We start from the raw sequence: 14,142 nt of genomic DNA, 5'->3' as shown, positions 1-14,142 counted from the left end.
AAAACTACTCCTTCAATTTTGGTTAGTTTTGTGTCGATTTTGGACATCCATGAAGAGAAAAACACTTTATACCGTTCTATTTGCCCTATGCTTGATAGCGTTTTGGGTGGTCGAAAATTTTTACACGCCTTCCACTTATTCTAACCCCAATGGGCCAGAAAATGTTGAGTTTAACACTGATTTTTTGCCAAGTTCCACCACAGGTGAAGTGGTACATCACAAATTTTATTCTCTTTCCTATAATGAACCCTTTGAACAAGCGGAATGGGTGGTTTATGAACTCAAAAAAAGCCAATTGACCTATGACGACAGAAAGCGACCTTACTTTATTGAAGACCCCAAGGTGAGCACTAAGTCGGCCGATTGGAGAAACTATCGTGGTTCAGGGTATGATCGTGGACATCTTTGCCCAGCAGGCGATCGCCGATTTTCCGAACAGGCTTATAACGAAACTTTTTACACGAGCAATATAAGTCCCCAGGATAAAGATTTCAATGCAGGGGTTTGGAACCGATTGGAACAGCAGGTGAGAAAATGGTGCAAAAAATATGGGGACCTTGTAGTGGTAACAGGTGGTGTTTTGGAGAACGGGTTGGAAGAAATTGGGGAGGAAGATGTTGACGTTCCCAAGGCTTTTTACAAGATCGTACTTAAAAAGAATGAGGAAGCGCCTGAAGTCTTGGCTTTTTTAATTCCAGCAACTGAAAGTGATTCACCGCTACAGCGTTTTTTGGTATCGGTGGATGACTTGGAAGAAAAAACTGGAATCGATTTTTTCCATAACCAACCTGAAGCTTGGCAAGAAGTTATTGAAAAAAGAGTGGAAACTTCCGGCTGGAAATTTTAGATACCGTCTTTTAATCGATTGGAATCGAGTTTCAAAAAGATGAACAGCAACATACTGAAAAAGATGAGTCCTGATCCCCCATAGCTAAAGAAGGGCAACGGAACCCCAATGGTGGGCAGCAGACCGATTACCATTCCGATGTTGATGAAATAGTGAAAGACCAATAAGGATATAACTCCATAACCGTACATTCGGCTAAAGTCACTTTTCTGTCGTTCCGCAATAAAAATCAACCTAAGAAAGAAAACTGAAAATAGAATGATGACCGTAGCTGTGCCTAAAAATCCCCATTCTTCGCCAACGGAACTGAAAATGTAATCACTATGCTGTTCTGGAACAAAATCACCCTTGGTACGGGTACCTTCCAAAAATCCCTTTCCAAAAAAACCGCCAGATTCAATGGCCTTTTCGGATTGATAGGTGTTGTAGCCAATGGTTTTCCGGATTTCTTCCAATTTCTTCTCATCTTTTTCCAAGCTTAGCCATAGTGCGAAGCGATCACGGTGACGTTGTTCAAACACATGTTCAAACACAAAATTTACAGAAAGTGAAAAAAGCGTTGAAACCACAATGGCTCCAATTACGGGCAGTACGGGAATTTTAAGCGACGCTCTTTTAAAGGTATAGACCAATAAAGCCAAAATCACCAATCCGATGACCACCCAAACGGTTCCATACATCAATGTGGTAGCGAACAAGATAACCGTCACCAAAAGAATACCGAGGTAATACAATGGGAACCCTTCCCTAAAAAGGACAAAGAACAAGGAGAAATAGATTAACGAACTCCCCGGATCGGGCTGCGGTAAAATCAGTATTGCAGGTAATAGGATTATGGTCAGGGCATACAACTGATGCCTTCCATTCCGTATGTCTGTTTGGATGTCACTTAAGAATTTGGCCAATGCCAAAGCAGTGGTCACCTTTGCTAATTCCGAAGGTTGAAAGTTAAAAAATCCAAGATCGTACCAAGAAGTGGCCCCAGCAATTTTCTTCCCAAAAACAAAGAGCCCCAACAACAAAACAATGGAAACCACATAGAAAATGGATGCGAACCGTTCAAAAAAGCTGGACTCCACAAAGAGCACGAAAATGATACCGAGAAACGCCAACCCAATGAAAAATAGTTGTTTGCCATAAAGGGTGGAGAAATCAAAAATGGAAAGACTTGTGTCGGTCAGCGAGGTGGAATAGATATTGATCCAACCTATAAAAACCAATAACGCATAAAGGATCACGGTAATCCAATCTATCCTTCCAAAAGGGCCTTTACCACTCACGCTCGTTGATCTTGAAAGGTTCACCGGAATAAGGTTTGGCGTATTCGTGCTCCAAAGTCCTTTCCAGCATGCGTGTTTCCAAATCTTTTCGGGTAATTTCACCCTTGATATACTTCTCGATCAATAAAGAAGCGATATGTCCAGCGTATCGGGCACCGAAATAACCGTTCTCGATGTACACGGCCAAGGCAATCTGCGGATTTTCAACCGGTGCAAAAGCTACGAATACGGAATGGTCTGTCAACTGCATCCGCTCTCCATTTACCCTGATATAGTTTTCCACTGTACCTGTTTTGCCCGCTATATCAACTCCCGGAATCTTAAGCCATCTAGCTGTTCCGTAGTTGTATACATCGGCCATTCCCTGAATTACGGGCTCGAAGTATTTTCGGTCTATGGTAGTGTAATGTGGTGTGGTAAAATTGGGGTCGATATCCCCAGAATTGCCCACACTTTTGATCACGTGAGGAGTATAAAAATATCCCCTGTTAGCAATGGCGGCCGTCATATTGGCCAATTGAAGGGGTGTTGCGGCTACTTCTCCTTGCCCAATGGAATTGGAAATAATGGTGGAAGCGGCCCATCTGCCATCGCCATACCATTTGTCATAGTATTCCTTATCCGGAATCCTTCCTGGGGCACCTGTAGGAAGATCGGTTCCCAAATAATCGCCCAACCCAAAGCTTTTGACATGCTTGTCCCAAGCATCCATGCCTTCATCGGTGGAGCCATATTTATCATAGATTTTTCTAAAAACGCCAGCAAAATAAGCATTACAGGATAGGTAGATACCGGAATTCAGGTTCCGTACACCACCACCACAGTGGCATCCTCTTAGGGTATTGCCCACATAAAATCCGTGGTAACAAGTAAACTTGGTATTGGGGTCGATTGCCCCTTCTTGGAGTGCAATAAGGGCGTTCAAGGTCTTAAACGGTGATCCGGGCGAAGGTTGTGCCAAAATGGAACGGTCCCATGTTGGTTTAGCAATGGTATCGTAATGGAGTTTACTGTAATTTTTGGAACGTTCCCTGCCCACTAGAAGGTTGGGGTCGTAGGTTGGACCAGAGATCATGGCCAAAATTTCCCCTGTTTTGGGTTCAATGGCCACAATTCCTCCTCGCTTCCCATGCATCAATAATTCACCATACTCCTGTAATTCTTTGTCCAGGGTAATGTGGATTTCCTTGCCTTGTTTGGGCAAAGTATCCAGTTTTCCATCTTTGTATGGGCCAATATCCCTGTTGAAGCGATCCTTTTGAATGTGTTTTACCCCTTTTCTGCCCCTTAGGATTTCTTCGTACTGCATTTCAATACCGGTTCTACCTTTCAGTTCACCTGCAACATAGTAAGGGTTGTTGAGAAGGTCGCCTTCGTTCACCTCACTGATGTACCCCAAAACATTGGCTGCGCTATGGGTGTTGTAATACCTGAGCGACCTTTTTTGGATATAGAACCCAACAAAATGCCGCATTTTTTCTTGAAGTTTGGCGTAGTCCTCTTTGGATAATTGGGGCACCAAAACGGAAGGTAGCCTAGGCGAATAAATCCGGGCTTTCTCCATCTTGCTGATGAATTCCGATTTTTCAATTCCTAAAAGCTGACAGAACTCCAACGTGTCCAGTGGCTTTACATCTCGCGGGATGACCATGACGTCATATGCAGGTTGATTTCCTACCATTAGTTTACCATCCCTATCGTAAATGTACCCCCGTTCTGGGTAGTCGTATATTTTTTTGATGGCGGGATCGTCAAGGATTTGATCTGGTGAAAATCGGAACAATTGCAAATAGGACAATCTCCCAATAAAGGTGAACCCAATAATGACGATAATTGACGATAAAAGCAATTTTTTCATACTCGACCAGATTTGTAGGCGCTAGTCCTTTATTACCAACGATGTAGTTTCAAATTTATTCACTTTTCGGACTAAAAAGTGAACTAAATAATGTACAAAGTATTAAAGTTACGATACCTGTGGCAAAAACCTTTTTCAAAATTAAAAGGATATGGTCAATACTTAAAATTTCAAGCGAAAAGAATATAAAATGATGGATGAGTACCATCAACGCCAACAAGGTGATCCTTTGAATATTGGTGGTATTCTTAAAACTGAAATTCTGAAACTCGTAGTTTACCCCAAAACAGAACCGCATCAGAACAGGACGGGCATAGGCAATTGTCAAGGATGCCAAGGCATTCAAGGCCATGGTATCGGAAAAGATATCGATGGTGAAGCCCAATAAAAAGGCCACCAACATGAAAATAGCCCGGTTGACTTTGATGGGATACCAATAAAAGAAAATCAAATACACCATTGGATTGATGAACCCCATAAAATTAAGATTGTTGAAAATCAGGACCTGGGTCAGGATCAACAGCACAAATCTGAATATGTTGAGTAAAATTGTGCTATTCATTGTACGGTTTGGTTCTCCAGTTCTTTGATTTCTTCCTTGTTTCGGTTCTCGATCAAGTATACATTTTTGATGTTGGCCATATCGTTGAACAGTTCCACATCAATATTGTAAAAGCTTCGCGAAGCGTTGAGGTCATATTTTTTGATGATTCCAATAGGTATGTTCTCAGGGAAAATACTCGACATGCCACCTGTAACAATGGTATCGCCTACAACCAATGGCACCAATCTGGGAATATCGACCAATTGGGCAGTGGTGTAATCCTCGCCCCCCCAGATCAATGATCCAAAATAATTGGTGTGCTTGATCTTGGCGTTGATATTAGATTTGGTATTGAGCACACTCTGTACCGTGGCAAAATTTTTTGACACATTTTCTATGATTCCCAAAATACCTTTGGTGGTAATTACCCCCATGTCTTGTTTTACCCCATCATTGCTTCCTTTGTCAATAGTGAGATAGTTTCGCGGTGATGAAAAACTGTTTTTGATGAGTTTTGCACTCAGTAGACCAAAAGCAACATTGGTAGAATCCAAAGAAGGAATAGGATCGGTTGGTTTGTTGAATAGGATTCGTCTCAACCGTTCGTTTTCTTCCACTAATCTTTCATTTTCCTCACGTAGCCCGAAATAGGATGAAATATCGTGTCCGGTTCCATAAACATTACCGGAAAGCCATTTGGAAGAATTGAAAAATTTGGATTGATGATACGAATGCGACCGAATGGTCATCACCAACGAAATGAGCGCAAGAAAAATGTAAAGAAATGCATTTCTATAGCGTAAAATAAAGTTGATGATGCGTTGCATGCAATCGTATCGTTAAGTAAGGTTGAATACCTATAAAGTAACAGAACTGTTCAAAACAGCCCTATTTGATCAAAATACTTTTATAGCGCTCTAAGTTTTTAAGGGCGATTCCCGTACCACGTACTACAGCTCTCAAGGGATCTTCTGCGATGTAAACTGGAAGATCGGTTTTTTGGGACAATCTTCTATCCAAACCTCTAAGCATGGAACCACCACCGGCCAAATAGATACCGGTATTGTAAATGTCAGCGGCCAACTCTGGAGGAGTTTGTGATAAAGTTTCCATTACGGCATCTTCAACCCTTAAAATACTCTTGTCCAGTGCTTTGGCAATTTCCCTATAAGAAACTTGTACTTGTTTGGGCTTCCCGGTCAACAAGTCCCTGCCTTGAATGCTTTTATCTTCAGGTGGGGATTTCAAATCTTCCGTAGCGGAACCGATTTCTATCTTAATAGCCTCTGCCGTGGTTTCCCCCACATACAGGTTGTGCTGTGTGCGCATGTAATAAATGATGTCGTTCGTGAAAACGTCACCCGCAATTTTCACCGATTTGTCACAAACAATACCGCCAAGTGCAATTACCGCAATTTCTGTGGTACCACCACCGATGTCCACGATCATGTTCCCTTTGGGTTGCATGATGTCCAAGCCGATACCAATGGCTGCGGCCATTGGCTCGTGGATCAAATAGACTTCCTTACCGTTTACACGTTCAGCGGACTCACGAACCGCACGCATTTCCACTTCGGTAATACCTGATGGAATACAGATGACCATACGAAGGGCAGGCGGGAACCATTTCTTCTTAAGAGCGGGAATGCTCTTGATCATCATGTTCATCATCTTTTCCGAAGCATCGAAATCGGCGATTACCCCGTCTTTTAACGGTCGTATGGTTTTGATGTTTTCATGGGTCTTCCCCTGCATCATATTGGCTTCGCGGCCCACCGCGATTATCTTTCCTGTTACACGGTCCCTTGCCACAATGGAAGGACTGTCTACCACCACTTTGTCCAAGTGGATGATCAGGGTGTTTGCAGTACCAAGGTCAATTGCAATTTCCTCGGTCATGAAATCAAAAAATCCCATACAAAAGCGTCTATTTTCGGATTAACGGTAAAAATTATCGGCTAAAGTACTAAAATTAATGTTTAAAATGTCTAGTACCTGTCATCACCATGGCCATTCCATTTTCATTGCAATAATCAATGCTCAATTGATCCTTGATAGACCCTCCTGGTTGGATGACACTTTTGATGCCCGCCTTGTCCGCAATCTCCACACAATCAGGGAATGGGAAGAAGGCATCACTGGCCATAACAGCGCCATTCAGGTCAAAATTGAAGGAATTTGCTTTTTGGATGGCTTGGTTCAGGGCATCTACCCTTGAAGTCTGTCCGGTTCCACTAGCAAACAACTGTTTGTTTTTGGCCAAAACAATGGTGTTGCTCTTGGTGTGTTTGCACAATTTGGAAGCGAACAAAAGGTCCTCGATTTCCTCTGCGGTCGGTTTTTTGTCCGTTACCGGGGCCAAGTCTTCCTTGGCATCGGTCTTGGAGTCTTTATCTTGTACCAAAACCCCGTTCAAGCAAGTGCGAACCAAAGTTTCGGGCAATTCTATTTCATTCTGAACCAAAATGATTCGGTTCTTTTTGCCTTGTAAAATTTCCAATGCCTCATCGGAATAACTGGGAGCGATGACCACTTCACAGAAAAGATCATGGATTTCTTCCGCAGTAGGCTTATCAATTTCAACATTGGAAATCAAAATACCTCCAAAGGCCGAAACAGGGTCGCCTGCCAACGCATCCACATAAGCTTGTTTGATGGTGCTTCGCGTAGCCAAACCACAGGCATTGTTATGTTTTAGGATTGCAAAAGTAGGATTGTCATTTTTGAATTCGCCAATTAAGTTAACGGCGGCATCCACATCCAAAAGGTTGTTGTATGAAAGTTCCTTACCGTGCAATTTGGTGAACATGGCATCAAAATCACCGAAGAAATATCCTTTTTGGTGTGGGTTTTCACCATATCGCAGCACTTGACCTTTGGTCTCACTGATTTTCAACACAGCTTCTTCCTGGTCTTTGTTGAAATAGTTGAAAATAGCTGTATCGTAATGGGAAGAAACGTTGAATGCCTTGGTGGCAAATCGCTTGCGCTCTTCCAACGTAGTGGAACCTTTTCCGTTGGAAATGATTTCCAAAAATTCTGTGTAATCTTCCATTGAGGAAACACAAAGTACATCCTTAAAGTTTTTGGCGGCAGCCCTGATGAGGGAAATACCACCGATATCTATTTTTTCGATGATGTCCTGCTCGGAAGCACCACTGGCCACAGTTTTTTCAAATGGATAAAGATCCACGATCACAATATCCAATTGTGGAATATCGAATTCCTTCATTTGGGCCACATCACTTTCATTGTCCTGTCTGTTCAAGATCCCACCAAAAACTTTAGGGTGAAGGGTCTTCACACGTCCGCCCAAAATGGAAGGGTAGCTGGTCACGTCCTCGACCGGAACAACCTCAATACCTAAATCACGAATAAAGGTTTCGGTTCCCCCTGTAGAATAAAGGGTTACCCCAAGTTGGTCCAGTTTTTTAACGATGGGTTCCAGACCATCTTTATGGAATACGGAAATCAATGCAGCGGAGGCTTTTTTGGCAGTCATCTTCTGTGTCTTAGAATCAATTTATTAAGCGCACAAAATTACCCCTTTTGTCACGAAAAAGAAGAACGGTTTATCAACAAAATTGTAGAAGTTTTACAGAATTTTGGCCACCTCGCGGTTCACGAATTCCAAAAAGCGTTCATCGGCTTCAGTGAACGGGTCAGGGGTGTTGGAATCAATATCGATTTGACCCACATTTTCACCATTCACAAAAAGGGGCACCACAATTTCTGCTTTAACGGTTATGCTACAGGCAATGTAGTTGTCTTGGGCGGCAACATCAGGCACCACAAAATTCTGGTTGCTCAAGGCCACCTGGCCACAGATGCCCTTACCAAAGGGAATAATGGTATGGTCGGTTGGTGCTCCGGCGTAAGGTCCAAGTTTCAATTCCTCTTTGTCACCATTTCTGAAGTAGAATCCCACCCAATCATAATAGTTCACATGGCTGCGTAATAATTCGCAGATTTCACCCAAACGGGCTTCAACGGATTGGGATTTATCGTCAAGGATTTTGAGTACTTCGGGTTCCAAAGATGTAAGCATGGGATTCTTTTTTGCAAATGTATTGAATTGGGATTTTGTCCGACAAATGAATCAAAAATTACCTTATTGCAGCATAAACTTCTGTTAAGCAAAGCAATAAATGTTAATATTTTGTAGTTTTGTTGTCAGATGAAGCAGATTTTCCATCAATTTCTAACCTCCCTAATGGCCATTTTAGTGCTGGCCTCTACCGTTTCCTGGACGGTGGACAAGCATATTTGTATGGGCCGGGTGATGGATGTTGCCTTGTTTTCCCATGCGGATGACTGTGGTATGTCCATGGATATGGAAAAAGGCTGTTGCAACGACGAAACCTTCACGGTTAAGGGTCAACATGACCTGAAAATCACCTTTGACGATTTTAGTCTGGACCAACAGTTCTTCATTGTAAGCTTTGTATATACCTATTTTCATTTTATTGAAGTAGATGAGAAGGAACCCAATCATTTTAGTGAGTACAACCCACCACCCTTAATACGGGATGTACAGGTTCTGGACCAGACTTTCCTTATTTGATTTAACATAGATTGATTCATTCCCGATCCTAACGGTCGGGCTAGTGCGTTTATGCGCTTTTTTCACTCGATCTATTGTCTAAATCAAATTTTTATGCTGAACAAAAGCATCAAATTTCTAATCGAAAATAAATTGGTGGCCATTTTGCTGCTTGTGCTCTTTTTGGGCTGGGGAACTGTGAATACCCCTTTCCATTGGGAAACCGGTTTTTTGCCCAGTGACCCTGTGGCCGTAGATGCCATTCCGGATATTGGCGAAAACCAGCAGATTGTTTTCACCAAATGGCCAGGTCGCTCACCACAGGACATCGAGGACCAGATTACCTATCCCTTGACTACCTCCTTATTGGGGATTCCCGGAGTTAAAACCATCAGGAGTTCGTCCATGTTCGGGTTTTCGAGCATCTATATCATTTTTGACGAAGATGTGGAATTCTATTGGAGCCGAAGTCGCATCCTAGAGAAGCTGAATTCACTACCCAATAACCTGTTGCCCGATGGCGTAAACCCTGCTTTGGGACCCGATGCCACAGCTTTGGGGCAAATTTTTTGGTATACGTTGGAAGGCCGGGACAAGGACGGAAATGTTACAGGCGGTTGGGACCTTCAAGAATTGCGTAGCGTTCAGGATTACTATGTAAAATATGCCTTGTCTTCGGCGTCAGGGGTATCCGAAGTAGCTTCCATTGGTGGATTTGTTCAGGAATACCAAGTGGATGTGGATCCCGAGTTGATGAAACAATATAAGGTAGGTTTGGACCAAGTGGTGAAAGTCGTAAAACAAAGCAATCGCGACATTGGTGCCCAAACCTTGGAGATCAACAAAGCAGAGTATTTGGTCCGTGGTTTGGGCTACATCAAATCATTGGATGACATCAAGAACGCAGTGGTCACTTCAACTGATTACACGGCAATTCGTGTGAAAGATGTGGCCCATGTTTCCTTGGGTCCAGCGGTCCGAAGAGGTATTTTGGACAAGGAAGGTGCAGAAGTGGCTGGCGGGGTGGTAGTTGCCCGATATGGTGCAAACCCATTGGAAGTCATCAACAATGTGAAGGAAAAAATAAAGGAGTTGAGTGCCGGTTTGCCATCCAAACAATTGAAAGATGGAACCACTTCCCAATTGACCATCGTTCCCTTTTATGATCGTACTGAATTGATCCAAGAAACTTTGGGTACCCTGAACGAGGCACTCACCTTGGAGATTTTGATCACCATCTTGGTAATTGTCGTCATGGTGTTCAACCTCAGGGCATCGGTGTTGATTTCAGGACTTTTGCCCGTTGCCGTACTCATGGTCTTTATCGCCATGAAGTATTTTGGAGTAGACGCCAATATTGTGGCACTTTCAGGTATCGCTATCGCCATTGGAACCATGGTAGATGTGGGTGTGATCTTGTCCGAAAACATTATTCGTCATATGGACGAGAATGAAGAAAATTTATCCATTGACGAAGTGGTCTATAACGCTACTTCCGAAGTTTCTGGGGCCATTGTAACTGCGGTACTTACCACCATCATCAGTTTTATCCCTGTTTTTACTATGGTTGGCGCTGAGGGGAAATTATTCCGCCCGTTGGCCTTTACAAAAACCGCGGCTTTAACGGCATCCATTATTGTGGCCTTGTTTCTGATACCCCCTTTTGCTGCCATCATTTTTAAGAAAAACGATCGGAAACCAATTTTCAAACAACTATGGAACGGTCTGTTGATTGTCTTGGGATTGTTGGCCATCATTTTTGGGTATTGGCTGGGATTGGTGTTGATTGCCTTTGGGGTTTCTGGGATGTTGAGGTTGAAGGATGTTATCAACGGAAAGCATTGGAGCACATTAAATGTTGGAATAAGCATTGCCACAATTGTTGCGCTGTTGGCTACCTATTGGAGACCTTTGGGATTTGATAGAAGCATCGCCATCAACCTGATTTTTGTGGCGTTGATTTGTGGTGTGCTCTTGGGCGGTTTTTATCTTTTCAGAATATATTACAGCCGCATTTTGACCTGGGCCTTGGAAAACAAGCTCTTGTTTCTGTCCATTCCTACCATAATCACAGTACTCGGATTCTGGATCATGCGCAACACGGGTCAGGAATTTATGCCTTCACTCAATGAAGGTTCCTTCTTGTTGATGCCCACTTCGTTGCCTCATGCAGGGGTTGAGGAGAACAAGCGGGTTGTTCAACAATTGGACATGGCAGTGGCCACCATCCCGGAGATTGAAACGGTGGTAGGCAAATCCGGTAGGGCCGAATCCGCTCTAGATCCCGCACCTTTATCCATGTACGAGAACATCATTCAATATCGGTCGGAGTACCAAAAGAACGAGGAAGGAAATCCGCAAAGGTTTAAGGTAAACAAGGATGGTTACTTCGAACTGAAAAATGGCAAGTTCGCTGCCAATCCAAATTTGGAAGTGGACCAGGACGAAAAGTATAAGGAACTACATGTTGCGGAACCCCTTAAGATCGATAGATCACTTTTGATCCCTGACACCGATGGGGAATATTTTAGGAACTGGAGACCGGAGATTAAAAGTCCAAACGACGTATGGAACGAAATTGTTAGGGTTACCAGAATACCTGGGGTTACCTCGGCACCAAAACTACAACCCATTGAAACCCGCTTGGTCATGCTTCAAACTGGAATGAGAGCCCCCATGGGGATTAAAGTTAAGGGACAGGATTTAAAGGAGATTGAAAGTTTTGGCCTTCGATTGGAATCTATTTTAAAAGAAGCCGATGGGGTAAAGGATGAAGCTGTTTTTGCCGATCGGATAGTAGGTAAACCCTATTTGTTGATCGACATTGATAGAGGAAAATTGGGGCGCTATGGGCTAGTGATCGAAGAGGTGCAACAGGTACTTGAAGTGGCCCTTGGCGGTATGTCGCTCACCCAAACCGTTGAAGGGAGGGAACGTTACGGGATTAGGGTTCGCTATCCCAGGGAATTGAGGGATAACCCGACCGATCTTGAAAATATTTATGTGCCGGTAGCCAAAGGAAATCCAGTTCCATTGAGTGAATTGGTGACCATTAAATACGAGCAAGGGCCTCAGGTCATTAAAAGCGAGGACACCTTTTTGGTGGGCTATGTTCTTTTTGACAAGCAAGATGGTTTTGCCGAAGTGAATGTGGTCGAAAATGCCCAAGCCAAGATTCTTGAGAAAATAGAGAATGGCGAATTAGTGGTTCCCAAGGGCATCAGTTATAAGTTTACAGGTACCTACGAAAACCAATTGAGGGCCAAGAAAACCTTGTCTGTTGTAGTACCATTGGCCTTATTGATCATATTCCTTATCCTGTATTTTCAGTTTAAATCCGTGGCAACATCACTCATGGTTTTTTCAGGAATTGCCGTAGCTTTTGCAGGCGGTTTCATGATGATTTGGCTTTATGGGCAGGAGTGGTTCCTGAACTTCAGTTTTATGGGTGAAAATCTTAGGAATCTGTTCCAGATGCATACCATCAATTTAAGCGTGGCCGTTTGGGTCGGTTTTATAGCCCTTTTCGGTATTGCCACCGATGATGGAGTGGTAATGGCCACGTATCTGACCCAAACTTTTGATAAAAACAGTCCTGAAACGTTAAAAGGCATTCGGGCCTCCGTGCTTGAAGCTGGAGAAAAACGGATCAGACCTTGTTTGATGACCACCGCTACGACCATTTTGGCACTTTTGCCCGTGTTGACCAGTACCGGTAGGGGAAGCGATATCATGATTCCCATGGCCATTCCAAGTTTTGGGGGTATGTTGATCGCATTGATCACCCTTTTTGTGGTGCCGGTATTGTATAGTTGGAAAAGAGAAATACAACTTAAAATGCAAAGTCGATGAAAAAGAAAACCCTATTCCTTTTGATAGCAGTATTGGCCTTTAGTGCCAAAGCCCAGACGCTTGAATCGTATTTGCAAGAAGCAGAACAGAACAACCCTGTGATCCAGGCAATGGAACTCAGATATAACATCGCAGAGGAAAAAGTGAACGAAATGAACACCTTGCCCAATACCACTTTTGGGGCAGGATATTTTGTGAGTGAACCCGAAACCCGTGTTGGGGCACAGAGGGCCCGTTTTTCGGTTTCCCAAATGCTTCCTTGGTTCGGGACAATCACGGCACGCGAAAACTATGCCGGTTCCATGGCAGATGCCGAATACACTGAAATTGTGATTGCCAAACGCAAATTGGCGCTTTCCTTGGCACAATCCTATTATGTGTTGTATGGCATTCAGGCGAAAAAAAGAGTGCTGGAAGAGAACATAGCGTTATTGAAGACCTATGAAAAATTGGCACTTACGTCGGTTGAGGTTGGCAAGGCTTCGGCTGTGGATGTATTGAAACTACAGATACGCCAGAACGAACTTCAGCAACAACGCCAAATTTTAGATCAACAATATCTAGCGGAACAAGCGGTCTTCAACAATTTGCTCAATCGTGATGAAAGTATTGGCGTGGAAGTGGTGGAAGAAATGCAGATTCCGTTCGAAGACCCGATATTGGAGAAGAAAGGATTAACCATGAACCCCGAACTGATCAAGTACGATCAATTGTTTCAATCAGTAGCCCAATCAGAATTGGTCAATCAAAAGGAAAATGCCCCAAGTTTTGGAATTGGGTTGGACTATATTCCCGTTTCGGAACGCACGGATATGATGATGAGTGACAATGGAAAAGACGTTTTGATGCCCATGGTCACTTTCTCCATTCCCATTTTCAACAATAAATTTAAATCGGTGACCAAACAGAACCAATTGCGTCAAAAGGAAATCGAATTACAGAAAGTGGAACGGTTGAATGTGTTGGAGAATACCTATGCCAAGGCCATTTCGCAGCGAAATGAAGCAAGAATCGCTTTCGAGACCCAGTCCAAAAACTTGGAACAGGCCAAGGATGCTGAAGAAATCTTGATAAAAAATTATGAGACCGGCACCATCAATTTTAATGACGTGCTGGACATTCAGGAATTGCAATTAAAGTTCCAAACCAATCAAATTCAATCTACGCAGCTGTATTATATGCAGTCTGTCACCATCAATTATTTAATTAACAAGTAAA

Annotated in this window: 11 protein-coding genes; 4 read left to right on the top strand and 7 right to left on the bottom strand. The window is 43.2% G+C overall.

All coding sequences use genetic code 11. The features are described from left to right. Positions 1-49: 49 nt before the first annotated feature. Positions 50-847 (top strand): DNA/RNA non-specific endonuclease, encoded by a 798-nt coding sequence (locus LKX84_RS05840; RefSeq protein ID WP_228236199.1) that lies wholly within the window; start codon positions 50-52, stop codon positions 845-847. On the opposite strand, the gene rodA is transcribed toward LKX84_RS05840, so the two are convergent. From rodA to LKX84_RS05805, 7 genes are all read right to left on the bottom strand, one after another. Next, positions 844-2,127, bottom strand: coding sequence for a rod shape-determining protein RodA (gene rodA / locus LKX84_RS05835; RefSeq protein ID WP_228236198.1), 1,284 nt, complete (start codon positions 2,125-2,127; stop codon positions 844-846). The genes LKX84_RS05840 and rodA overlap by 4 nt on opposite strands. Then, positions 2,117-3,985 carry a peptidoglycan D,D-transpeptidase FtsI family protein gene (locus LKX84_RS05830; RefSeq protein ID WP_228236197.1) on the bottom strand — a complete coding sequence of 623 codons (1,869 nt, stop codon included), beginning with the start codon at positions 3,983-3,985 and terminating at the stop codon, positions 2,117-2,119. The genes rodA and LKX84_RS05830 overlap by 11 nt, the downstream gene beginning before the upstream one ends. A gap of 55 nt (positions 3,986-4,040) precedes the next feature. Then, entirely contained in the window at positions 4,041-4,547 is a 507-nt protein-coding gene (locus LKX84_RS05825) for a rod shape-determining protein MreD (RefSeq protein ID WP_228236196.1), read from the bottom strand. Then, complete coding sequence (gene mreC, locus LKX84_RS05820) at positions 4,544-5,356, bottom strand: rod shape-determining protein MreC (RefSeq protein WP_228236195.1); 813 nt, start codon at positions 5,354-5,356, stop codon at positions 4,544-4,546. Before mreC ends, LKX84_RS05825 begins: the two co-directional genes overlap by 4 nt. Before the next feature lie 61 nt (positions 5,357-5,417). Beyond that, the gene (locus tag LKX84_RS05815; protein WP_228236194.1) at positions 5,418-6,446 is read right to left on the bottom strand and encodes a rod shape-determining protein; all 1,029 of its coding nucleotides are present in this window, start codon (positions 6,444-6,446) and stop codon (positions 5,418-5,420) included. A gap of 55 nt (positions 6,447-6,501) precedes the next feature. After that, positions 6,502-8,031, bottom strand: a complete 1,530-nt coding sequence (gene purH, locus LKX84_RS05810; RefSeq protein WP_228236193.1) for a bifunctional phosphoribosylaminoimidazolecarboxamide formyltransferase/IMP cyclohydrolase — start codon at positions 8,029-8,031, stop codon at positions 6,502-6,504. A 93-nt stretch (positions 8,032-8,124) separates the two neighbouring features. Then, positions 8,125-8,577, bottom strand: coding sequence for a GAF domain-containing protein (locus LKX84_RS05805; protein ID WP_228236192.1), 453 nt, complete (start codon positions 8,575-8,577; stop codon positions 8,125-8,127). Between the two features lie 129 nt (positions 8,578-8,706). Between LKX84_RS05805 and LKX84_RS05800 the strand changes: the two genes are divergently transcribed. The 3 genes from LKX84_RS05800 to LKX84_RS05790 all read left to right on the top strand — a co-directional run bounded on the left by LKX84_RS05800 (position 8,707) and on the right by LKX84_RS05790 (position 14,141). Beyond that, positions 8,707-9,093 (top strand): HYC_CC_PP family protein, encoded by a 387-nt coding sequence (locus LKX84_RS05800; RefSeq protein WP_228236191.1) that lies wholly within the window; start codon positions 8,707-8,709, stop codon positions 9,091-9,093. A 93-nt stretch (positions 9,094-9,186) separates the two neighbouring features. Continuing rightward, positions 9,187-12,924 (top strand): efflux RND transporter permease subunit, encoded by a 3,738-nt coding sequence (locus tag LKX84_RS05795; protein WP_228236190.1) that lies wholly within the window; start codon positions 9,187-9,189, stop codon positions 12,922-12,924. Continuing rightward, a complete protein-coding gene (locus tag LKX84_RS05790) occupies positions 12,921-14,141 on the top strand; it encodes a TolC family protein (protein WP_228236189.1) in 1,221 nt (406 codons plus the stop codon). The genes LKX84_RS05795 and LKX84_RS05790 overlap by 4 nt, the downstream gene beginning before the upstream one ends. Position 14,142: the final 1 nt, after the last annotated feature.

It is taken from the genome of Allomuricauda sp. M10, assembly GCF_020782875.1.
Lineage (GTDB): Bacteria > Bacteroidota > Bacteroidia > Flavobacteriales > Flavobacteriaceae > Flagellimonas.
This window is presented reverse-complemented; position numbering and strand designations above follow the sequence as displayed.